We start from the raw sequence: 22,000 nt of genomic DNA on the forward strand, positions 1-22,000 counted from the left end.
GGGTCCGCAGCCATCTTCCGGGGTGGCCCAGAAGGCCGCCGTCGGTTGGCGTTCGTGAACCTCGCCGACCGAAGCCCGCTCTTCCGGCCGCTGCAGTCGCACTTAAAGAGCCGCGCGCCATGCGCTGGATCAAGCTTGGTAACACGCATAAAGGCGAACGCAGCTAGGTCGCCCGGCGACGGGTGCCGGCAGCAGCGAGCGGACCGGCGGCTGTGCTGGCGGATTCTGTCGTTACCGCTAGACGAGCGCCAGCTGGCCCCGGCGCACCACGTCGATCAGCAGCCCAGGGTCGACACCGCGCTCGGCCGCCTGCTCCAGGCAGGCCGCCACGTCCTTTTTCATGAACGGGCCGATCCTGGTGGCGAAGGCCGCCATGTCACCGCCACCCTCGGCGGCGCGGCGGCTCGCCTGGCTGCCGCCGCTCATGTGCTTAAGCGCGCCAAGCAGCTGATCTGGCGCAACGCCGAGCGCCTCGCCGAGCCTGACCGCCTCCGCCGCCAGCTGCGTGTTGGCGGCGAACAGGAAGTTGTTGACCAGCTTGACCGCGAGGGCGGTGCCCAGCTCGCCGGTTTCGATCAGGGGGTCGCCGTACGCGCGTACGGCGTCGGCCGCCCGCGCCCTGGCAGCCGGGTCGCCGCCGAGCAGGATGGTCAGCCTGCCCGCCCTGATCTCGTCGGGTCCGCCGCTCACCGGCGCGTCCACAACCGCGATGCCGGGGAACCGGGCGGCAAGCGATCGCAGCACCGACTCCCGGCCGGTCACGTGGGACGCGAACACGGCGCCGTCCGGGAGCGCGGCGGCGAGCGGCTCGGCGATCTCGTTCAGCTGCTCGTCGTTGAACACGCAAAGCAGCAGCACGTCGGCGCCGGCGGCCACCTCGGCCAGTTCGGCCGTGTGCCGGACGCCGAGCCCGGCCAGGGCGGCCGCTGCCTCGGACCTGCGGGCGTACACCACCAGGTCATGCCCGGCGGCGGCGAGCCGCTCGACCATCGGAAAGCCCATCCGTCCCGCCCCGACGAACCCGACCCGCATGGAACCCACCGCTGCCTCCCGATACCAGCTCGCCGATCAGACCATAGTAGATTATTTAGTTATACGATTTTGTACAAGCAGGCTCGTCGTGCCGCCGGCACGCAGACGCGCTGGAGGTCTCATGTCTGACGCTGCCAACGGTTCCGCGCCCTCCGGGGCGCCGCGCCCGCCCGAGGGCGACTGGCTGGGCACTCCCTACCTGAGGTTCGAGCGCCGCCCGCCGTTCGCGCACCTCACCGTCGACCGCCCGGAGGCCAGGAACGCGCTGACCCAGGCGATGTACTTCGGCATCCGCTACGCGGTGCGCCGGGTGGACGCCGACCCGGACCTGGCGGGACTGCTGATCACCGGCACCGGCGACGTGTTCATCCCCGGCGGCGACCTCGGCAAGCAGGCTGTCGACAAGTGGGCGGACTTCAACGCGGCGCCCGGCGCGTTTGACGTGCTGCCGTTCGACGTGCTGCGGCAGAGCGTCAAGCCGGTCGTCTCCGCCGTCAACGGGATCTGCCAGGGTGGCGGCCTGCTCATCGCGATGTGCTCCGACCTCGCGGTGGTGAGCGAGCGCGCCACCTTCCGGGTGCCGGAGCTGCTGCGCGGCATCTCGGACACCTACTACGCGCAGCTGCTCGTGCGCCTCATCGGCCCGGTGCGCACCCGTGACCTCATGTTCACCGGCCGCCGCCTGACCGCCGCCGAGGCCCTGGAGTGGGGCCTGGTGAGCCGGGTCGTCCCGCACGACGAGCTGGCCGGCGCGGCCACCGATGCGCTGATCCAGATCGTCCAGACCGCCCCCGAGGCCCGCAGGGACATCAAGCGCGTCCTCGACCAGTACGTCGGCTTGCAGGACCGGATCGCCTTCTTCGACAGCCTGCAGCGCCCCGAGTCCAGGGAGGGCTTCGCCGCCTTCATCGAGAAGCGCTCGCCGAACTGGGTGCCCGAGGCGCTGCGGCGCGACGCGCGCGCCTGACCTGCCAGCCTCAGCCCCGTCCCCCGCGCCGGTCCGCTGGCGTTCTTAACCTAGATAAATTAGATTACTAATACCTGTGAATCTGCGAGTGGATCGCGAGGAGCCATGACCACAGCCGTCATCGTCGACATCATCCGTACCCCCTCGGGCAAGGGCAAGCCAGGCGGCGCCCTGTCCGGGGTGCACCCCGCCGCCCTGCTCGCGCAGACGCTGACTGCCCTGGTCGAGCGGAACGGCCTGGACACCGCGCTTGTCGACGACGTGATCGCGGGCTGCGTGGGGCAGGTCGGCGAGCAGTCGCTGAACATCGCGCGCACCGCCCTGCTGGCCGCCGGCTTCCCGGAGAGCGTCCCTGGCACCTCCGTCGACAGGCAGTGCGGGTCCAGCCAGCAGGCGGCCCACTTCGCCGCCCAGGGAGTGATCGCCGGCGCCTACGACATCGTCATCGCCTGCGGCGTGGAGTCGATGAGCCGGGTTCCGATGGGATCGTCGCGGGCGGGCCGCAACCCGGTCGAGCCGCTCGCGGAGCGTTACCCCGAGGGCCTGGCCAACCAGGGAATCGGCGCCGAGCTCATCGCGGCGCGGTGGAAGCTCGACCGCGAGGCGCTCGACGCCTACTCGGCCAGGTCCCACGCGCGGGCCGCCGCGGCCGCCGCCAGCGGCGGCTTCGACAACGAGATCATCGGCGTCCGGCTGCCCGACGGCGGCACCCACACGGTGGACGAGACCGTGCGGCCTAGCACCACCGCCGCGGGACTTGCCGGGCTGAAGCCCGCCTACTACACCGAGGCCTACGCCGAGCGCTTCCCCGAGATCGGCTGGCACGTCACCCCCGGCAGCTCCTCCCCGCTGACCGACGGCGCCTCCGCCGCGCTGATCATGAGCGAGGAGAAGGCGGCCGAGCTCGGCCTGCGGCCCCGGGCCAGGTTCCACGCCTTCGCCGTGACGGGCAGCGACCCGCTGCTGATGCTGACCGGCGTCATCCCGGCCACCGCGAAGGTGCTTGAGCGCAGCGGACTGTCCATCGACGCGATCGACGCCTACGAGGTCAACGAGGCGTTCGCGCCGGTGCCGCTGGCCTGGGCGCAGGGGTTCGGCGCCGACCAGGACAAGCTCAACCCGCGCGGCGGCGCGATCGCCCTTGGCCACCCGCTCGGCGGCTCGGGCACCAAGCTGATGGCCACCCTGCTGAACTACCTCGAGGCCACCGGCGGCCGCTACGGCCTGCAGACCATGTGCGAGGGCGGCGGGATGGCCAACGCCACGATCATCGAGCGGCTCTGACCGTGCCACCGCGCCCCGTCGCGTGAGCGCGGACGCACCAGGCGACCGGACCGCCGGGGACGGCCCGGTCGCCGTCGTCACCGGGGCCAGCGAGGGCATCGGCCGGGCGATCGCCCGCCGGCTGGCGGCCGATCGGTACCGGGTCGCCATGGTCGCCCGCCCGTCCGCCAAGCTGGACGCGGCTGCCGCCGAGGCGGGGCCGTCGGCGTTCGCTGCCGGATGCGACGTCACCAGGGCCGCCGACGCGGAGCGGGCAGTGGCTGCCGTCGCGGCGGCCTGCGGGCGGATCGACGCGCTGGTCAACTGCGCCAGCGCCACCCGGACGGGTGCGGCGGACTCGTTCACCGACGACGAGTGGGTCCAGGCGTTCCAGGTGAAGGTGTTCGGCGCGCTGCGCATGATGCGGGCCGCCTGGCCGCACCTGGCCGCCGCCCGCGGCTCGGTCGTCAACATCGGCGGCATCGGCGCGCGCGCACGCCGCGCGACGCGTTCGCCATGACCGGCCCGCTCAGCGCCGCATTGCTCGCGCTCACCAAGGTTTTCGCCGACCGCGGTATCACCGACGGCGTCCGGGTCAACGCCGTCAATCCGGGCGCGGTGCTGACCCCGCGCACCGTCGCCATGCTCACCGCCCGGGCGGAAGCCGCCGGGCTCACCCTCGACGAGGCGGTGGCCGGCATGGTGCGGCGGGACCACGTTACCCGCCTCGGCACGCCCGAGGACGTGGCCGGCGTGGTCGCCTTCCTGCTCTCGCCGGGCGGCGACTGGCTGCAGGGCGCGGTCATCGACGTGGACGGTGGCAGGACCAAGGGCCTGTGACAGCAGGCATCAGCGAGATGGGAGGGGTCATGCCGGCGGTACGCGGACTTGAACCAGGGAATCGGGCGGCGCTGGTCGTCAACGAGATGCAGAACGCCATCGCCAACCTGGCCTACATTGAAACGCCGCTGACCAGCCAGGTGGCTGCGCGCGGCATCGTCGCCAGGATCAACGCCCTGACGGCGGCGTTCCGTGCGGTCGGCGCGCCGGTGATCTTCTGCACGATCGCCGCCCGCAGCGCCGACTTCGAGGGCTTCCGTGTCAACTGCGCCCTCGCGGCCGGCATCCGCCGCAAGGGGCACCTGGTCGAGGGCACCGCCAACGCCGCCATCCACGACGACCTGGCCGTCGAGCCGTCCGATATCGTCTGCCGCCGGTCGCACGGCATGGCGCCGTTCACCGGCACCAACCTGGACGCCACCCTGCGCGGCTACGGCATCGACACGGTGGTGCTCGCCGGTGTCTCGACCAACATCGCGCTGCCCGGCGCGGCGACCGAGGCGGTCGGGCTCGGCTACAACGTCGTGCTTGCCGAGGACTGCGCCGCGGGCGCCACCCTGGAGACCCACCACATGCAGATCACCGAGCACCTGCGGCTGCTGGCCACCATCACCGACGCGGCGTCGGTCATCGCGTCGCTGCCGGTCAGCCAGCCGCCGCATTCGGCTCAGCCCGCCGGTACGTGACCGCGCGCTCGGCCGCGCCGGGGAACGCGGTCAACTCCGCGCGCACCCGCTGGCCGATGGCGACGCCTGGCCCGTTTTCGCCGAGCAGTATGCCGGGGCAGCCGGGGCCCCTCGTCGAACTCGACCAGGGCGACGACGTAGGGGACCAGGTGCGCGAAGGCGGGGACGGCGGGATGGTGGACGACGATGTAGCTGTAGATCACGCCGGACCCCGCCACCGGCGCGAACGTCGTCGGTGAGGCACAGCGGTTGCAGCGCTCAAGCGGCCGGGCCAGCCATGCGCCGCACCCGGTGCACCGGCACAGCGCGATCTGCCCCTCCCGGGTCGCCTGCCAGAACCCGGCGCTGTCGGCGTCGATCAGCGGGGCCGGCGGCGCGGGCGGCATCGGCCCGTCCGCGCTCACCCGCGCTTCCCCGCGTATTGAACTGGTTCCTGTTGGCCCCGCCTCGTTCACCGACCTCATCAGCACCGGCCGCGCCTCGCTCACTGGTCATCCTCGTAGATGAGCGCCCCGCCTGCCGGGCCGGCCCCGGCCGTTACCCAGCAGCCCGCCATGCGGGTTGACCACCACGTCGCCGCCGTAAGTTGCCCGCCCCTCGGCGAAGAACGCCCCGACCTGGCCCTTGGGGCAGAACCCGAAGTCCTCGAAGGTCGCCATGACGGTGCCGGTGAAGCAGTCGTACATGCAGGCGACATCGATGTCGGACGGCCGCAGCCCGGTGCTCGACCACAGCCGCTTGGCCGCGTAGGCCGAGTACATCTCGGACAGGTCGGGAAAATTCGTCCACGAGCCGCCGTGCGTGTGGGCCTCGCCGAAGCCCGCCATCCGGACCGGAACGTGCCGCAGGTCCCTCGCCCGGTCCAGGCTGGTCACGACCAGCGCGACCGCCCCGTCGGTCTCCAGGCAGCAGTCGTAGAGCCGGAACGGCTCGCAGATCCACCGGGCGGACAGGTAGTCGTCCATGCCGATGGGCTGGCGCTGCATCGCATGCGGGTTGGCGGCGGCATGCCGCCTGAAGGTGATCGCGATCTGCCCGAAGTCCTCGTCGGTGGTGCCGTACACGTGCTTGTGGCGCTGCGCGAACATGGCAATCCACATCGGCGGGATGACGTAGCCGTTCAGCGCGGCGAACTGCATCTCGCTCCGCATCGCAAAGGCGGGCCTGTCACCGCGCCCGTAGCGGCTGCCCGACCGGCCGTTGAGCGAGCGGACCACCACCACCACGTCGCAGGTGCCCGATCGCACGGCGGCGAACGCCTGGCCGACCACGGTGACCGCGAGGTTGCCGCCGCCCTGCAGGTCCATCGCCAGTCCCAGGTCGACCGCGCCGATCGCCCGGGCCACGTCCGGGCCGGACGCCGAGTCGCCGGTGCTGAAGTCGATGATCCCGTCCACGTCAGAAGGCTGCAGTCCCGCGTCGGCAAGCGCCGCCCGCGCCGCCTCTGCCGCCATCGAGAGCGGCGTGCGGCCTGAGCACTTGCTGAACTCGGTCCGGCCGATGCCTGCCACCGCTGCCTCGCGCACTGCCGTGACCTCCAAGGGAGCTCTTCGTCCAATGGGCATGATTATATATTTAGTGATACGATTTGCGGCAAGCCGAGACCTGGAGGACGCATGAGGGCAGCGCGCTGCGAGGAGTACGGCGGTCCGGAGAACGTGGTCATCCGTGACATACCAAGTCCGGAGGTTACCCCCGGTCACGTGCTCGTCGACGTCGCGGCGGCGGCGGTCAACTACCCCGACCTGCTCTTCATCGCCAACAAGTACCAGGTGCCCGCACCGCTCCCGTTCACCCCCGGCAGCGAGTTCGCCGGCCGGGTGGCGGCGGTGGGCGAGGGAGTGACCGGGGTGTCCGCCGGCGACCTGGTCTACGGGTCGGTATTCACCGGGGCGATGGCCGATCAGGTGCTTGTGCCGGCCCGCGCGGTCGCGCCGGTGCCGCCTGGCCTGTCGCTCACCGAGGCGTCCGCCTTCCGTGTCACCTATCTGACCGCCTACCACTCGCTGGTCACCGCCGGGGAGCTGCGGCCAGGGCAGTGGGTGGTCGTACTCGGCGCGGCCGGCGGCGTCGGCTCGGCCACGGTCGATGTCGCGGTCCGGCTGGGCGCCAGGGTGATCGCGGCGGCTTCCTCGGCCGAGCGGCTCAAGGTCTGCGCGGAGCTTGGCGCCGAGGCGGGCGTCGACTACGTGACCGAGGACCTCAAGCAGCGGATCAAGGAGATCACCGGCGAGGGCGCCGACCTGGTGGTCGACCCGGTCGGCGACCGCTGGGCCGAGCCCGCGCTGCGCGCGATCCGGTGGGGCGGGCGGTTCGTGACCGTCGGCTACGCCGGGGGCGACATCCCCCGCATACCGCTTAACATCGTCTTGCTCAAGAACATCACCGTCCGCGGGCTTGAGCTGCGGACATGGACCGAGCGCATGCCGGAGGAAACGGCACGCGCCAGGCAGGCGCTGACCGACCTGGTCGCCGGCGGCATGCGGCCCGCCGTGTCCGAGGTGCACGATCTGGCCGACATCGGCACAGCGCTGCGGCGGGTCGCCGACCGGCTGCCGACGGGCAAGGTCGTCATCCGGGTGAACCCAGACCTGGCGTAGACACAAGGACCCGACAACAGGAGGAGAACAGTGGCGGAGCCAGTAACGGTCGAGCGGCGCGGCCATGTTCAGGTCATCACCATCAGCCGGCCCGAGGCGAGGAACGCGCTCGACGGCGCCGCCGCCCGCGCCATGGCGGCGGCGGCCGACGAGCTCGACGGCGACGACGAGCTGCGGGTCGGGGTGCTGACCGGGGCGGGCGGCACGTTCTGCGCGGGGATGGACCTTAAGGCCTGGATGCGCGGCGACAAGCCGATGATCCCGGGCCGTGGCTTCGGCGGCATTACCATCACGCCGCCGCGCAAGCCGCTGATCGCCGCGGTGGAAGGCTACGCGCTGGCCGGCGGGTTCGAGCTGATGCTGGCGTGCGACCTGGTGGTGGCGGGGGAGAGCAGCAAGTTCGGCGTGCCCGAGGTCAAGCGCGCCCTGGTGGCCGGCGGTGGCGCGGCCCTGCTGCTGCCACGCCGCATCCCGTTCGCGGCGGCGATGGAGCTGCTGCTGACCGGAGAACAGATCACCGCCGCCAGGGCCGCGGAGCTCGGTCTTGTCAACCGCCTGGTGCCTGACGGCACGGCGCTCGACGGCGCGCTCGCGCTCGCCGGGCTGATCGCCGCCAACGGACCGCTGGCGGTGGCGGTCACCAAGCAGATCGCCAGGGCCCAGGCCGACTGGACGGTTGCGGAGGGCTGGCAGCGGCAAGAGGAACTGTACAAGCCGGTGTTCGAATCGGCCGACGCCCGCGAGGGCGCCGCCGCCTTCGCGGAGAAGCGAGCCCCGGTCTGGCGCGGTGTTTAATTCAAATCAGTAAACTGATATTATCGATCGATGTCATCCGGCCGGCAGGCCGAGTGCGATGGCGGGCTTATCAGTTCAGGGAGTTCAGCGAATGGCTGTGAAGTTTCGGGCCGGGCAGCAGCTCGTCAGCGCGGTGGACAGCACCGCGGTGATCGTCATCAAGGCGCCCGCGGTAGAGTGCACGCTGACCTGCGGCGGGGTGCCGATGGCGGCCCCCGACGAGCCGGTCACGGCCGCACAAGCCGACCCGGCACTGATGGGCGGCACCCAGATCGGCAAGCGCTACGTGGACGAGGCGGAGACCATCCAGCTGCTGTGCACCAAGGCGGGCAGCGGCACCCTGGCCCTTGACGGCAAGGCGCTGCTGATCCAGGCGGCCAAGCCGCTGCCGGCCTCCGACTGAGCAAGGATTTCCCGTGCGTTTGACGCTGCTGCTCGACATGGCCGCCGACGGGTTCGGCGACCGAATCCTGGCCGGGCGGCGGTCCGGCGGCATGACCGCCGCCGAGCTTGCCCGGCGATCGCATTCCGGTGCCGCGCTGATCCGCGAGCGCGCGGCCGACTCCCTGGTCTACCTGGATGTCAACGGGCCCGCCTTTCCCGTCGCCCTGTTCGCGGCCGCCCGGGCCGGGGTGCCGCTCGTCCCGCTCAACTACCGGCTTGGGCAGCGGCAACTCGACGACCTGCTCGCCAAGCACCCGAATGCGCTGGCGATCGCCGCGCCGGGAGCGCTGGCCAATTTCGAGCGGGCAGGGCGCAACGCGATGACCGCCGACGGGTGGCTGCGGGAAACCGCGGCCGACCGCGGCGAGGCCGGCGAACCGGCGGACGGCGACGAGAACCCGGTCGCCGTCGTCATCTACACCAGCGGGACCACATCCGCGCCCAAGGGCGTGCTGCTGCGCCACGAGAACCTGGTCTCCTACGTGCTCGGTTCTGTGGAGTTCGCCGCGGCCGACGAGACGGAGGCGGCGCTGGTCAGCGTTCCCCCGTACCACATCGCCGCCGTCGCCAACGTGATCACCAACCTCTACGCCGGCCGCCGCACCCTCGTGCTCGAGGGGTTCACCCCCGATCAGTGGCTGCGCACGGTCCGCGAGGAGGCGGTCACCAGCGCGATGGTGGTGCCGACCATGCTCGCCCGGATCATCGAAAGCGCCGCCGACCGGTCGGTGCCTTCCCTGCGCTCGCTTTCCTACGGCGGGGCCCCGATGCCTGCCGCGCTCATCGAGCGGGCACTGCGGGAATGGCCAGGCGTGGCTTTCGTCAACGCTTACGGGCTGACAGAGACCAGTTCCACCGTGGCCCTGCTCGGGCCGGAGGACCACCGGGCCGCGCTGGCGTCGGCAGATCCCGCCGTGCGGGCACGGCTGTCGTCCGTCGGCCGGCCGCTTCCCGGGATCGAACTGGAAATCCGCGGCCCCGGCGGTGAGGTCGTCGGCCCCGGGCAGCCCGGCCGTATCTGCGTGCGCGGCGGCCAGGTGTCGGCGGAGTATGCGGGCCTTGGGCGTGCGGTAGACGACCGCGGCTTCTTTGACACCAGGGACGACGGCTACCTGGACTCCGACGGATACCTTTTCATCAGCGGGCGCACCGACGACACCATCATCCGCGGCGCGGAGAACATCGCGCCCGCCGAGATTGAGGACGTCCTGCTCAGGCACCCGGCGGTGCTCGACGCGGTGGCGTTCGGCGTGCCCGACTCCGAGTGGGGACAGCGGATCGAGGCCGCCGTCGTCGCCCGCCCGGATGCCGATCTCGATCCAGCCGAGCTGCGCGACTTCACCCTGCAGGCGCTGCGGTCGAGCAAGACCCCGGACCGCTTCTGGGTGCTCGACGCGCTGCCGCGCACCGAGACAGGCAAGCTGCTGCGCCGCATGGTCCCCGGCTTGGTCGCACAGGCCGATAGCGACGAGCGGACGGCCGCACCCCGGCCCTAAGCACCAGTCTACGAACAGGGAGCTCGCCGTGGCCGTTCCATCCGATCTGCACGGACTCAGCAGCGAGGACGTCCTCGCCATCCAGTACGTGATCATGAAGTACGGATTTCTCATCGACGATCGCGAGTTCGACCGCCTGGGCGAGGTATTCACCGACGACGCGGTCGTTGACTATCGTCCGTCAGGCGAGGGGCCGTTCGCCGGACTGGCTGAGATAGACCGTGCGATGCGCACCCTGCGGCATCCGGTTCAGCACATGCTGGTCAGCCACACCATCGACAGCGCGTCCGGCGACGAGGTCGTCACGCGAACCAAGGCACTGATTCCGCTGCACGAGGGCGGTATCGCCGACATCGCCTACCGCGATGTCCTTGTACGCACGCCGGCCGGCTGGCGAATCAAGGACAAGTCCATCCGCGGCTACCGGGTTGGCCCCTAGTGCGCCGGCCTTCAGGCTGGTGGTGAAAGGGGCCGGGCCTCAGCCCGTGACTACGCCGGCCGGTCCTTGCTGCTCGATGTAGCCGCATCCGCCGTGAGGAAACCCCTTTGAGGGAGTTGACCAGCTTCGACAGGGCGGCCGTGGGATGAAGGCACGGTGCCTGCCAGTGCGGGCAATCGTCGCTGTCAGACATGCCAGCCATACTGGCGGCGTGCAGCTTCGTTACAGCTACCGTGCGAACCTGACCCCGGCTGGGCGCTCCGCGGCCGGCCGGGCGTTCGGGTGCGCCCGCGTTGTGTGGAACGACGCGCTCGCGCACCGCACGGCCGCGCACGAGGCCGGGGAGAAGTACCCGACGGACGCGGAGATGTCGGCCCGGCTCACCAAGTCGAAGGAGACCCCGGACCGGGCGTGGCTGAACGAGGTCTCCTCGGTTGTCCTGCAGCAGTCCCTCGCCGACCTGAACAAGTCCTACCGGGCCTTCTCCAGCTCCCTCAGCGGCAAGCGCAAGGGGCGGAAGGCTGGAGCGCCCCGGTTCAAGTCCCGTAAGGACTCCCGCCAGTCGCTGCGGTTCACCGCCAACAGCCGGTTCAAGATCCTCCCGAACGGGCGCCTGAGGCTGCCGAAGATCGGCGACGTCGAGGTCCGGTGGAGCCGTCCGCTGCCCGCCGCGCCGACGTCGGTCACGCTCACCCGCGACGCGGCCGGCCGTTACTTCGTCTCGTTCGTCGTGGAGGTCACCCCCCGTCCGCTGCCGGAGACTGACCGCGAATGCGGCATCGACCTGGGGCTCAGCCATTTCGCCGTCATGGACGACGGGACCAAGGTCACCGCCCCGAAGTTCTGGCGCCGGGCGGAAAGGAAGCTGAAGACGGCGCAGCGGGACCTGTCCCGCAAGCAGAAAGGAAGCAAGAACAGGGAGAAGGCCCGTGTGCGAGTCGCGCGGGCGCACGCGCACGTCGCCGACGCAAGGCGCGACTTCCACCACAAGCTCTCCACCCAGGTCATCCGCGAAACCCAAGCGGTGACCGTGGAAGACCTTGCGGTGCGGGGGCTCGCGCGGACGCGGCTGGCGAAGTCCGTCTACGACGCCGGATGGTCGGCGTTCGTGAGCATGCTGGAGTACAAGGCGACGCTGTACGGGCGGCAGTTCCGGAAGACCGGCCGGTTCGAGCCCACGAGCCAGGTGTGCAGCGCGTGCGGGGTGAAGGACGGCCCCAAGCCGCTCGGCGTCCGCGAATGGCAGTGCGCCGCGTGCGGCATGGTCCACGACCGTGACGTGAACGCCGCGAGGAACATCGCCGCCCTGGGACGCAGGGAGGCTCAACGCCCGTGGAGGCCAGGTAAGACCAGCGGAAACGCCGGCGCCGGCCGGTGAAGCGGGAAGCCGCAGAGGTGCCGCGTGAACCGGCACGGACTGAGTCCCCGCCTTCAGGCGGGGGAGCGCGTCAACGGTAGGCCCTACTCCATCAGCGCGGCGATCCGCTCGTAGTGCTCGGCGGGCGACCCGAAGAGCATCTCGTTGACCTTCGCACGCCGCAGGTACAGGTGCAGGTCGTGCTCCCAGGTGAAGCCGATGCCGCCGTGGGTCTGCAGGGCCTCGCCCGCCAGCGCGGCCACCCCCTCGGCGGTGAACGCCTTGGCGGCGCTTGCCGCCATCGTGGCCTCGGCGTCCCCGGCGTCCAGCGCCATCGCCGCGTAATACGTCGCCGCCCGGGCGCCCTTCAGGGTGGTCAGCATGTCGGTCACTTTGTGTTTCACCGACTGGAAGCTGCCGAGCGGGCGGCCGAACTGCTCGCGCACCTTGACGTAGTCGACGGTCATGCCGAGCAGCCGCTCACCCGCGCCGAGCGAGTCGGCCGCGCTCAGCACCGCGGCCGCGTCGATCAGCCACCGGATCTGCGCCTCGTCGGCGGCGACCACCGCCGTGGCGGGAACCCGCAGCCCGTCGAATACCACGTCATACCAGCGGCGGGTCTCGTCGAGCGTCCGCCGGGGCTCGACCGCGGCCTTGGCCCGTTCGACAAGAACCAGGCGCCGGCCCGCCAGAGAACCGGAGCCCCGGTCGCTGGCCGCCGTCACCAGCAGCCAGTCGGCCGCCGCGGCGGCCTGCACGGCCGTGGCGCGGCCGCTGAGCACCAGGTCGTCCGCGTCGTCGTGCGCCGCCACCGCCCCGTGGCAGGCGAGGCTGGCCTTGACGTCGCCCGCGGCGAGGGCGGGGACCAGCTCCGGCTTGCCGAGCCGTGCGAGGGCGAGCGCCGTCAGCGCGCTGTCGGTGAACGCACCCGGCGCCGCCGCCCGGCCGAGCTCCTCGGCCACCAGGCACAGCTCGACCAGCCCCTGGCCCGCGCCGTCGTACTCCTCGGGGGCGGCGAGGCCGGTCCAGCCAAGCTCCGCGCCGCGCCGCCACAGCTTGTCGTCGACGTCCTTGCCCGCGCTCGCTAGCGAGCGCACCAGCTGAGGCGGGCAGTTCGCCGCGAGCATGCCGCGCGATACCTCGCGCAGCGCGGCCTGTTCCTCGGTCAGCTCGAAGTCCACCTGGGCTCCATGGTCATGTCGGTACCCGCGGTCACGCGTGGCGGGCGATCTCGGATGCGAGGAGCTCGTCGAGCGAGCTGGCCGGCGGCGCCGGCAGCTCCACCGCACTGTCCCGCGTCGGCAGCAGCACCACCGCGCTGCCCGGGGTGGTCTGCTCGCCACGCTGGTTCCAGCATGCCACCTCGAGGTGGACCTCGTTACGGCCGTCTACCTGGACCTTGTCCACGACCTTGCCGCGCACCCAGGTCGTGTCGCCGATGTAGTTGAACTTGCGGTGCTGGCAGCGCAGCCGCGCCAGCCACCCGTCGTCGCCCGCCCAGTCGGTCAGCGCGTGGGTCAGCCAGGTCTCCCGCATGGCGCCGTAGTCGTAGCTCATCGGGATGCCGAGTTCCTGTGCCCGGGACGGGTCCCAGTGCAGCCTCTGCACGGTGTCAGGGATGTTGCGCGCGTTCGGCGGGTACAGGCCGGGCGCCTTGCGGCGGATCTTGCGCGCGATGCCGAACGCGCCCGGCGGCGTCAGCTGCATGCCCCAGCCGAGATGCCATACCACCAGGTCGGTGACCACCAGCGGGCCCTTGACCCGTGTCTGTATCTCCTCGCCGATCTCGACGTCCTCGAAGTACCTGGTGCGCGGGCCGCGACGGGTCTCGGCGTCGTAGGCGGCATCGATCTCCGCCATCTGCTCGTCGGTGTAGGCGTCGAAGGTGACAGGCTGTTTGTCCCCCGCCCCGCCCGCCCCCGCAGATCGCTCACGGGACGTGTGCCGTTCCGCGTTGATCCAGGTGCCGCGCTGGACGGTCACGATCTGGCCGTGCCCGTTGGCGTACAGGAAGTCGTGGGTCACGTGCGCGGTGCGGCCGCCGAACCGGCTCGGCTTGTCCGCCACCCCGACCTGGGCGCGGATGACCTGGCAGCGGTCGCCCGCGGTCAGCGGGCGGTAGTACTCGAACTCCATCGCCGCCTGGTAGGAGCCGAGGCCGGCGAACGGGTCGCCCTTGAGCAGCTCCTTCTGCGCGGGGGTGAGCGGCGGCGCCGCGTTCTCGCCCATGCAGTAGGTGAAATTCGGCGGCGCGACAAGCCCGCCCCAGCGGGTGTTCTTGCCGTACTCGGGGTCGCAGTAGAGCGGGTTGTCGTCGCCGTACCCGTAGGCGAAGTGCCGGGTGGCGTCGGGCGTCACCTCGGTGATGTGCGCCGGGTTGATCCGCATCGGAATGCCGATCCGCTGCCGCGAGCGCTCGAACGACTCGTCGGTGAGGACCCCGTACCCGGCCTGATCAGTCGTCATGAGGGCTCTCCTGTCATCGCCGTGTCCCCAGGCGAAGTTTCGGGTACCTCGACGGCTTCGTGCTGGGTGTCGCCGTCGAAATAGTGCTCGCGGACCAGTGCGCGGCTGATCTTGAGCGACGGCGTCCGTGGCATCTGGTCCACCACCTTGATCGCCACCGGGCGCTGGTACCTGGTCAGCCGGCTGGTGAGGTACTCCATGAGCTCCTCCTCGGTGGCCGGGCTGAGCAGCGTCACGGCCGCCACGGGCACCTGGCCGAGCCGGGGGTCGGGCAGCGCGACCGCCGAGACCTCGTCGACGGCCGGGTGCGCGGCGAGCGCGTCCTCGATCACGCTCGGCGGGATCTTGAAGCCGCCCCGGTTGATCGCCTCGTCGGCCCGGCCGCGGATGAACAGGAATCCCTCGTCGTCGATGGTGGCGAGATCGGTGGTGCGCAGCCAGGCGCCGTCCGCTCCCGGCAGCTGGCCGCCGCGCGCCTCCAGCAGGCCGGTCTCGCCGGGCAGCAGGACGGAGCCGGTTTCCCCATCGACGATGCGCAGTTCGATGCCGTGGTGGGCACGACCGACGCTGCCGCGCTTGCGCGGTCCCCACTGCTTCTTGTCCTTCAGCGTCCACCCGGCGATCGCGCCCGCGAACTCGGTCGCGCCGTAGTTGCCGAGCACGGGAATGCCGTAGCGCGCCTCGAACTCATCCATCAGCTCAGGCGGCAGCGGCGCGGTGCCCGAGCCGACCGCGCGCACGCTGTCGAACGTCTCGGTGTCCACTCCGGCTTGCAGCACCATCCGCAGTGCGGTCGGCGGCAGCCGCACGTAGCCGGGGCGGTGCCGCCTGACCAGCTCGGTCCACGCCACGACCTCGAACTTCTCAAGCAGGGCGATGGTGCGGCCTTCGACCACGTGCGCGACCGCGAAGTACAGGCCGCTGATGTGCGCGACCGACGCCCACAAGATGTCGGTGCGGCCGCGCAGGTGCGGCTCGTGCGCATCGTCGAAGACAAGCCCGGCCGCACGGAACGCCGCCGTCATCCGGTCGTAGGTCAGCTCGACCCGCTTCGGCCGCCCGGTGGTGCCGCTCGTCATCATCAGCACCGCGACATCGCCAGGGTCCCGCAGGGACGGGCGCGGCGACCATGAGACGGGCTGGGCTGCCAGGCCCCGGTCGGCCCCGGTCCGCAGCGCGATCGCGCCGACCATTTCGGATGAGCCGAGCACGGCCGCGCGTGCCCAGTCGGCATCCTCCGCCACGATCACGTCAGGCGCCAAGTCGAGGATGTCCTGCTCCAGGCCGATGTCACCCAGGTGCGGGCTCAGCGTCACTACCTCGCGCCCGGTGCCGAGGGTGGCGATCAGGGCCGCGATCGGGCCCGGCCGGTTCCGCAGCACGATGCCGACGCGCCGGGCGCCGGGATAGGCGGCAAGCAGCGATGCGAGGTCTGCCACCGCGTCCGCGTAGAACGACCAGGTAAACGTCTGGCCGTCGAAGAACACCGCTGGCGCGTCCGGATCCAGCTTCACCATCTGGCAGATCCGGCGCGACAGCAACGAGTCGGGTACCCGAGAGCTGTTGTCGATCATCCGTCCGGGCCTCCAGTCAGCTGGCTGGGTGGTGCTCTCATGCTCCGGCTACCGGCCGTCCATGAGATCATAAGGTACATTCATATTACTAAACAAAAACATAGATCGTCTACTCAGCCCGCGGTGCCAGTGTGGCGGAAGAGGTGACGGTGAAGCTCTGGACAGGTGTGCCCGGGCTGTCGAAATGGCCCGGCCGGCTTCGCCATGCCGGGTGGGACCTGGCAGGAACAGCTGGCCGCACCCGAGGTCATGCCGTCCTTCGCGCGCAGTTGTTTAATTTAGATAACTCTTCTAATGTATCCAAGAGATGAGTTCTGCCCGAGGAGCAAGGTCTAGCCGCGATGACAGCGATCAACCACACCCGGCTGCCTGACGGCAAGATCGGCCAGCCGGTGCGCGCACCGAAGACATCCGAGCTGATCGCGGCCCAGTTGCGCCGCCAGATCGTCAGGGGCGCGGTGCGACCGGGGGAGAAGCTGCCGCCGGAAACCCAGCTGATGGAGCATTTCGGCGTCTCCCGGCCGACGATCCGCGAGGCCTTCCGCATTCTAGAGACCGAACGGCTGATCGTGGTCCGGCCCGGTAGCCGCGGCGGCGCCCTGGTGGTGGCGCCTGATCCGTCGGTGGCGGCCCGCTACGTGGGCCTGCTGCTGCAGCTTCAGGGTGCGACAATCGACGACGTATACGAGGCGCGGAAGGTGGCCGAGCCGTACTGCGCGGGCATGCTCGCCAAATGCCGCACCGAGCAGGACATCGCCGACCTGGCCGCGGTGATCGCCGAGGCCGAGGCCGCGATCGACGCCACCGAGGGCCGGGCGCCCGACCTAGCCGAGTGGACGCGCCACAGCCACCGCTTCCATGAGCTGATCATGGAGCGGTCGGGGAACAAGACACTCGCGCTGCAGGGCGCGGTGCTGCGCGACATCGTCGCGATGCACACCGAGTTGCGGGTGTCGCGCAGCTTCGACCCGGCCGAGTCGCCGGAACGGTTCCGGCGGGCGGTCAGGTCGTACCGGAAGCTTGTCGCGCTGATCGAGGCGGGCGACGCCGACGGCGCGCGGCGGCTGTGGCGCAGCCACATGGACTCGGCCGCGGTCTTCCTGCTCAAGGACGAGCTGGGGGACACGCCGGTGGTAGAGCTGTTCACCTGACGGGCCGCGAGGCCCGTCAGGTCCAGTCGGCAAGGTCAAGCACGGACTGGAGCAGGTTGTACCCGGCGGGAATTGGCGCCTGCGGCATGGACGACAGCATCCGCAGCTTGCGCCGGGCGATGCGCCACGTACCGCCGTCCTCGTGCAGCCGGTCACGGAACAGCACTTCGGCCCGGTTGATGTAGCCGGGCTTGTCCTTCATCGTCCAGCGCACCCACCCGTAGCAGGTGGCCCAGATTCCGTGGCTGTCCTCGCCGACCACATGGTTGGTGATCTCGTGCACCGTCCACGCGCAGGTGTCGTGGAACGGGATGAAGTTCTCCAGCCACGCTTCCATGCCGTCGAATGTGCTGTGCGGGTAGTCGGCCTGCACATCAGGGGTGAAGACGGTGCGGAACAGTTCCCAGTCGCGGGCGTCGATCGCCAGCGCATACCCGTTCTGCAGCCGCATCGCCTCCACGGCTACCCTGCTCAAATCGCTGGCCGGCATCGCAACCTCCAGGTTCAGCCCGCCGAGTCTCAGACCGCGGAATCTCAGGCCGCGGAAGCTCAGCCCGCGGAGTCCTCGCTCAGGATGGCGGTGCCGACCGGGCCGTAGGCGCTGCGGGCGGACAGCATGTAGTGCTGGGTGACGGCGCGCACGTCGCGCAGCCGGCGCTGCAGCGGGCAGGACTCGAACAGCCCGGTGGTGCCGGAGATGCTGTAGGCGCCCTCGACGACGGTCGCCGCCACCGACGCCGCCCGCGACAGGCGGGCGCGCCTGATGATCGTCGCGGTGTCGTCCGGCGGGCCGAACGCCACGCTTGCCTGGTCATCGCGGGCGACCTGGTGCAGCAGCGTCCGCGCCATGTACAGGTCGGTGGCCAGCTGGCCGGTCATGTACTGCGCGACCGGGTCCTGCGCGAGCTTGCTGCGCGAGGTGGCCGGGATCTTGTTGCGGGCGATACCAGTGATGTCGTCGAGCGCCGCCTGGGCGATCCCGATGGCGACGGCGGCGAACTCAGAACCGAAGCGGGCGCCGAGTTGCCGCTGGTCGAGCGGATGCCGGGCGACCTTCGGCAGCTCGGCGAAGGTTCCGGTCCACTCTTCGGGTACGAACAGGTCGCTGACCACCACGTCGTTGCTCGAGGTCCCCTTGAGCCCGCTCACGTGCCAGACGTCGTCGATCTGCACCTGGCTGGCGGGGACCACGCCGAGCCTGGTGCCTGACCCGTCGTCGAGCACGCCGTGGATGCAGATGTAGTCGGCGTTGTTGGAGCCGCTGGCGAACGACCACCGGCCGCTGAAGCGGAACCCGCCCTTGTCCCGCACCGCCTTGCCTGTCGGGTTGATCACGCCGGAGTGGATGACGTCGGGGCCGTCGGCGAAGATCTTGTCGTAGGTGTCCTGCGGCAGGTACGCGTAGAAGCTCGGTCCCTCAGAGCCGACCGCCGCCACCCAGGCGACCGAGGCGTCGGCCCTGGCCAGCTCCTCGATCACGGTCAGGCCCTCATCCGGCCACATCTCGTCACCGCCGTGCGAGCGCGGCACGTACCGCCGGAAGACGCCAGCAGTCCGCAGCTTCTCCGTGAGGTCACGCGGCACCGCCCGCGCCTGCTCGATCTCCTCGGCACGCGCGCTGATTTCTGGCAGCAGCGCCCGCACGTTGCCGAGCACGCTGCTTTGCGGCTGAGATGCTGCGTTTTCAGTCATTGGCTTCCTCATCGTGTCGCCACGCCAAACACTATTCACCAAGCGCGAAGCTACCGTGGCCGCCCGCCGGTGTCACGCTGGCCGTTCTGCTAGGCGGGACGCAGTTGCCCCGGCTCGGGCGGCCAGGCCAGCTTCCAGCAAGACTGACTGGTCGGTCAGGCTGGCCGGGACGACTCGTAAGCTTTTGACCACGTCAGTGCATTGCGGTCGCCGTCTGGGTGTTCTTATTATGTACTGACCAGTCAGTGAAGACGGAGGTGACCAGGTAGTGGCTGCGCTTCAGTACCCAGGTGGCTCGTCCGCGGTCCGGCGCGGAAACGTCCGGCCGATCGGCAAAGCGAACCAAGACATGGAAGACGACGGCCAGGCGAGCACGGTGGTGGGCCGGCTCGAGGCCATCCTCGCCTCGTTCGACGGCTGCGACCATTCCCTGGGCCTGAGCGAGATCAGCCACCGGGTCGGCCTGCCCAAGTCGACCGTGCACCGGCTGGCCAACCAGCTGTGCGCGGTGGGCTGGCTGGAGCGGAACAGCGGCGGCTACCGGGTCGGGCTCAGGCTGCTCGAGCTCGGCAGCGTCGCCCTCCAGCGGACCGGGCTGCGCGAGGCCGCGTTCAAGCACCTGCACTCCCTCGCCCTGCGCACCGGCCTGGTGGTGCACCTCGGCATCCTCGACCAGGGCGAGGTGGTTTACCTCGACCGGGTGAGCACCACCCGGGTTTCGCTGCCCACCCGGGTCGGCGGCCGCCAGCCCGCCTACTGCACCGCGCTCGGCAAGGTGATGCTGGCGTTCGAGGACCCGGCCCGCCAGGCGTCGGCGCTCTCCGGCATGCGGCGCCGCACCGAGTTCACCGTCATCGAGCCGCGGGCGATCCAGGCCAGCCTGGACAGCGCGCGGCAGACCGGTATCGCCTACGACAGGGAAGAGGCCTACAAGGGCCTGGGCTGCGTCGCGTCCCCCATCCGCAGCGGCGACCGGGTCATCGGCGCCGTCTCGGTGACCGGGCCGATCGCCAGGATCCGGGCGCATTCCCTGGTCCACGAGGTGCGGAACACCGCCGCCGCCGTCTGGTCGGGCGACGTCGTCCCGCTGCCCCGCCCGCTGGCCGCCGCCCGCTAGCCCCGCGCTGCCGCTATCCGATAACAGCAAGAAGCGTCCCGCGCGACCAGCCCGCCCGCGGGTCGCGGTGACCCGGAGGAGTCACCACGCACCCGTTCGGACCGATCGGTTTGGTGTTACTTGCGCTGGGCGAGGCCCACCGCGATCTCGATGAGCTGGTCTTCCTGGCCGCCGACGAGCTTGCGGCGGCCGGCCTCGATGAGGATCTCGGCGCCGGACACGCCGTACTTGTTCGCCTGGATCTCCGCGTGCTTGAGGAAGCTTGAGTACACGCCGGCGTAGCCCATGGTGAGCGAGAGCCGGTTCAGTTCGGGCGGGTTGCTCGCGAGGACCGGCGCGACGGTTTCCTCGGCGGCGTCGATGATCTTCACGGTGTCGATGCCGGTCTTGATGCCGAGCCGCTCGGTGACCGCGGCGAACGCCTCGACCGGCGTGTTGCCCGCCCCGGCGCCGAAGCGGCGGGTGGAACCGTCGATCTGCTTGGCGCCCGCCCGGGCGGCGAGCACCGAGTTGGCCACGCCGAGCCCGAGGTTCTCGTGGCCGTGGAAGCCGACCTGCGCGTCGTCGCCGAGCTCGGCGACCAGCGCGGCGATCCGCTCGCTGACCCCGTCCATGATCAGCGAGCCTGCCGAGTCCACCACGTAGACGCACTGGGCGCCGGCGTCGGCCATGATCCGCGCCTGCTTCGCCAGCACCTCGGGGGGCTGGCTGTGTGCCATCATCAGGAAGCCGACCGTTTCGAGGCCGATGCTGCGGGCCACCTTGAAGTGCTGGATGGAGATGTCGGCCTCGGTGCAATGGGTGGCGATCCGGCAGACCGAGGCGCCGTTGCCGGCCGCCTGGCGGATGTCGTCGGTGATGCCAAGGCCCGGCAGCATCAGGAACGCGATCTTGGCCTGCCTGGCGGTCGCCACGGCGGTGGAGATCAGGTCCTGGTCGGGCACGGCGCTGAAGCCGTAGTTGAACGAGGAGCCGCCAAGGCCGTCGCCGTGCGTCACCTCGATGACCGGCACGCCGGCTCCGTCGAGCGCGGCCACGATGGTCCGCACGTTCTCGATGGTGAACTGGTGCCTGATGGCGTGCGAGCCGTCGCGCAGTGAGGAGTCGGTGACGCGGACATCGAGGTCTGCGCTGTATGACATGAATGGGGTCTCCTGTCCGGCTTAGGCGCGCGCGGCGAGGATCCGCGTGGCGAACCCTTCCCCGACCCTGGTGGCGGCGGCGGTCATGATGTCGAGGTTGCCCGAGTACGGCGGCAGGAAGTCCCCGGCGCCCTCCACTTCGACGAACACCGCGACGCGGGCGCGACCGCCGCTCATCGGCGTGGGGTCGTCGAACTGCGGCTCGGTGCGCAGCCGGTAGCCGGGCACGTAGGCGGCGACGTCGGCCGCGATCTCCTTGATGGAGGCGGCGATGGCGTCCCTGTCGGCGTCGGCCGGGATCGCGCAGAAGATCGTGTCCTGCATCAGCATCGGCGGCTCGGCCGGGTTCAGGATGATGATGGCCTTGCCGCGCTGCGCGCCGCCGATCGTCTCCACGCCCCGCGCGGTGGTCTTGGTGAACTCGTCGATGTTGGCCCTGGTGCCGGGGCCCGCGGACGGGGACGCGACGCTGGCGACGATCTCCGCGTACTCCACCGGGACGATGCGGGATACCGCGTAGACCATCGGGATGGTCGCCTGGCCGCCGCAGGTGATCAGGCTGACGTTGGGCGCGCTCGTGTGCTCGCCGAGGTTGACCGCGGGGACCACCGCCGGGCCGAGCGCGGCGGGCGTGAGGTCGACGGCCTGGATGCCGCGCTCGGCGTACTTCGGCGCGTTCTCCCGGTGCACGTAGGCGGAGGTGGCCTCGAAGACCAGGTCGGGGCGCTCGTTGGCGAGCAGCCAGTCCACGCCCTCGGCGGTGGCGGTCAGGCCGTGGTCCGCTGCCCGCTTCAGCCCGGGGCTGTCCGGGTCGATGCCGATCATCCAGCGCGGCTCGATCACGTCCGAGCGGAGCAGCTTGTACATGAGGTCGGTGCCGATGTTGCCCGACCCGACGATCGCGGCGGTGGCCTTGGTCACGGTGTCTTCCCTGTTGCT

23 protein-coding genes are annotated in these 22,000 nt (G+C 70.6%); 13 read left to right on the forward strand and 10 right to left on the reverse strand.

Annotated elements, in window-relative coordinates; genetic code table 11:
• Nucleotides 1-237: 237 nt before the first annotated feature.
• Complete coding sequence (locus EAS64_RS27195) at nt 238-1,041, reverse strand: NAD(P)-dependent oxidoreductase (RefSeq protein ID WP_222849639.1); 804 nt, start codon at nt 1,039-1,041, stop codon at nt 238-240.
• Between the two features lie 112 nt (nt 1,042-1,153).
• Between EAS64_RS27195 and EAS64_RS27200 the strand changes: the two genes are divergently transcribed.
• The 5 genes from EAS64_RS27200 to EAS64_RS27220 all read left to right on the forward strand — a co-directional run bounded on the left by EAS64_RS27200 (nt 1,154) and on the right by EAS64_RS27220 (nt 4,788).
• Entirely contained in the window at nt 1,154-1,999 is an 846-nt protein-coding gene (locus tag EAS64_RS27200) for an enoyl-CoA hydratase/isomerase family protein (protein ID WP_145857529.1), read from the forward strand.
• 105 nt (nt 2,000-2,104) lie between these two features.
• Nucleotides 2,105-3,283, forward strand: a complete 1,179-nt coding sequence (locus tag EAS64_RS27205; RefSeq protein ID WP_145857531.1) for an acetyl-CoA C-acyltransferase — start codon at nt 2,105-2,107, stop codon at nt 3,281-3,283.
• Nucleotides 3,284-3,305: 22 nt separating this feature from the next.
• Nucleotides 3,306-3,782: an SDR family oxidoreductase gene (locus EAS64_RS46885; RefSeq protein WP_145857533.1), complete on the forward strand. Its 477-nt coding sequence runs from the start codon at nt 3,306-3,308 to the stop codon at nt 3,780-3,782.
• The gene (locus EAS64_RS46890; RefSeq protein WP_145857535.1) at nt 3,779-4,102 is read left to right on the forward strand and encodes an SDR family oxidoreductase; all 324 of its coding nucleotides are present in this window, start codon (nt 3,779-3,781) and stop codon (nt 4,100-4,102) included. The genes EAS64_RS46885 and EAS64_RS46890 overlap by 4 nt, the downstream gene beginning before the upstream one ends.
• 29 nt (nt 4,103-4,131) lie before the next feature.
• Complete coding sequence (locus EAS64_RS27220; protein WP_187366212.1) at nt 4,132-4,788, forward strand: cysteine hydrolase family protein; 657 nt, start codon at nt 4,132-4,134, stop codon at nt 4,786-4,788.
• On the opposite strand, the gene EAS64_RS27225 is transcribed toward EAS64_RS27220, so the two are convergent.
• Both EAS64_RS27225 and EAS64_RS27230 read right to left on the reverse strand, forming a co-directional pair.
• Nucleotides 4,770-5,276 carry a Zn-ribbon domain-containing OB-fold protein gene (locus EAS64_RS27225; protein ID WP_145857539.1) on the reverse strand — a complete coding sequence of 169 codons (507 nt, stop codon included), beginning with the start codon at nt 5,274-5,276 and terminating at the stop codon, nt 4,770-4,772. The genes EAS64_RS27220 and EAS64_RS27225 overlap by 19 nt on opposite strands.
• A 3-nt stretch (nt 5,277-5,279) precedes the next feature.
• Entirely contained in the window at nt 5,280-6,314 is a 1,035-nt protein-coding gene (locus EAS64_RS27230) for a thiolase C-terminal domain-containing protein (protein WP_222849640.1), read from the reverse strand.
• Between the two features lie 90 nt (nt 6,315-6,404).
• Between EAS64_RS27230 and EAS64_RS27235 the strand changes: the two genes are divergently transcribed.
• The 6 genes from EAS64_RS27235 to EAS64_RS27260 all read left to right on the forward strand — a co-directional run bounded on the left by EAS64_RS27235 (nt 6,405) and on the right by EAS64_RS27260 (nt 11,940).
• Nucleotides 6,405-7,388: an NADPH:quinone oxidoreductase family protein gene (locus tag EAS64_RS27235; protein WP_145857541.1), complete on the forward strand. Its 984-nt coding sequence runs from the start codon at nt 6,405-6,407 to the stop codon at nt 7,386-7,388.
• Nucleotides 7,389-7,418: 30 nt separating this feature from the next.
• Complete coding sequence (locus EAS64_RS27240; protein WP_145857543.1) at nt 7,419-8,183, forward strand: crotonase/enoyl-CoA hydratase family protein; 765 nt, start codon at nt 7,419-7,421, stop codon at nt 8,181-8,183.
• A 91-nt stretch (nt 8,184-8,274) separates the two neighbouring features.
• Nucleotides 8,275-8,586 carry a hypothetical protein gene (locus EAS64_RS27245; protein WP_222849641.1) on the forward strand — a complete coding sequence of 104 codons (312 nt, stop codon included), beginning with the start codon at nt 8,275-8,277 and terminating at the stop codon, nt 8,584-8,586.
• 13 nt (nt 8,587-8,599) lie between these two features.
• Complete coding sequence (locus EAS64_RS27250) at nt 8,600-10,123, forward strand: class I adenylate-forming enzyme family protein (RefSeq protein WP_145857545.1); 1,524 nt, start codon at nt 8,600-8,602, stop codon at nt 10,121-10,123.
• Nucleotides 10,124-10,151: 28 nt separating this feature from the next.
• Entirely contained in the window at nt 10,152-10,562 is a 411-nt protein-coding gene (locus EAS64_RS27255) for a nuclear transport factor 2 family protein (RefSeq protein ID WP_145857547.1), read from the forward strand.
• A gap of 211 nt (nt 10,563-10,773) precedes the next feature.
• A complete protein-coding gene (locus EAS64_RS27260) occupies nt 10,774-11,940 on the forward strand; it encodes an RNA-guided endonuclease InsQ/TnpB family protein (protein ID WP_145857549.1) in 1,167 nt (388 codons plus the stop codon).
• An 83-nt stretch (nt 11,941-12,023) separates the two neighbouring features.
• On the opposite strand, the gene EAS64_RS27265 is transcribed toward EAS64_RS27260, so the two are convergent.
• Genes EAS64_RS27265 through EAS64_RS27275 form a run of 3 tightly spaced genes read right to left on the reverse strand, consistent with a single transcriptional unit; the run spans nt 12,024 to nt 15,959 of the window.
• Entirely contained in the window at nt 12,024-13,100 is a 1,077-nt protein-coding gene (locus EAS64_RS27265) for an acyl-CoA dehydrogenase family protein (protein WP_145857550.1), read from the reverse strand.
• Between the two features lie 31 nt (nt 13,101-13,131).
• Nucleotides 13,132-14,385: an FAS1-like dehydratase domain-containing protein gene (locus EAS64_RS27270; RefSeq protein WP_145857552.1), complete on the reverse strand. Its 1,254-nt coding sequence runs from the start codon at nt 14,383-14,385 to the stop codon at nt 13,132-13,134.
• Nucleotides 14,382-15,959 (reverse strand): class I adenylate-forming enzyme family protein, encoded by a 1,578-nt coding sequence (locus EAS64_RS27275; RefSeq protein WP_145857554.1) that lies wholly within the window; start codon nt 15,957-15,959, stop codon nt 14,382-14,384. The genes EAS64_RS27270 and EAS64_RS27275 overlap by 4 nt, the downstream gene beginning before the upstream one ends.
• 341 nt (nt 15,960-16,300) lie before the next feature.
• On the opposite strand from EAS64_RS27275, the gene EAS64_RS27280 reads away from it, so the two are divergent.
• Nucleotides 16,301-17,110 carry a FadR/GntR family transcriptional regulator gene (locus EAS64_RS27280; protein WP_145857556.1) on the forward strand — a complete coding sequence of 270 codons (810 nt, stop codon included), beginning with the start codon at nt 16,301-16,303 and terminating at the stop codon, nt 17,108-17,110.
• A gap of 16 nt (nt 17,111-17,126) precedes the next feature.
• Here the strand turns inward: EAS64_RS27280 and EAS64_RS27285 are convergent, their stop codons facing one another.
• Both EAS64_RS27285 and EAS64_RS27290 read right to left on the reverse strand, forming a co-directional pair.
• Complete coding sequence (locus EAS64_RS27285; RefSeq protein WP_145857558.1) at nt 17,127-17,600, reverse strand: nuclear transport factor 2 family protein; 474 nt, start codon at nt 17,598-17,600, stop codon at nt 17,127-17,129.
• A 59-nt stretch (nt 17,601-17,659) separates the two neighbouring features.
• Nucleotides 17,660-18,802 (reverse strand): acyl-CoA dehydrogenase family protein, encoded by a 1,143-nt coding sequence (locus EAS64_RS27290; RefSeq protein ID WP_187366213.1) that lies wholly within the window; start codon nt 18,800-18,802, stop codon nt 17,660-17,662.
• 268 nt (nt 18,803-19,070) lie between these two features.
• Here EAS64_RS27290 and EAS64_RS27295 point away from each other — a divergent pair, with 268 nt between their 5' ends.
• Entirely contained in the window at nt 19,071-19,919 is an 849-nt protein-coding gene (locus tag EAS64_RS27295; RefSeq protein WP_145857562.1) for an IclR family transcriptional regulator, read from the forward strand.
• 116 nt (nt 19,920-20,035) lie between these two features.
• Here the strand turns inward: EAS64_RS27295 and dmpG are convergent, their stop codons facing one another.
• Both dmpG and EAS64_RS27305 read right to left on the reverse strand, forming a co-directional pair.
• Entirely contained in the window at nt 20,036-21,061 is a 1,026-nt protein-coding gene (dmpG, locus tag EAS64_RS27300; protein WP_145857564.1) for a 4-hydroxy-2-oxovalerate aldolase, read from the reverse strand.
• A gap of 21 nt (nt 21,062-21,082) precedes the next feature.
• Entirely contained in the window at nt 21,083-21,982 is a 900-nt protein-coding gene (locus EAS64_RS27305) for an acetaldehyde dehydrogenase (acetylating) (RefSeq protein WP_145856960.1), read from the reverse strand.
• Nucleotides 21,983-22,000 lie beyond the last annotated feature (18 nt).

The organism is Trebonia kvetii, assembly GCF_007827045.1.
Lineage (GTDB): Bacteria > Actinomycetota > Actinomycetes > Streptosporangiales > Streptosporangiaceae > Trebonia > Trebonia kvetii.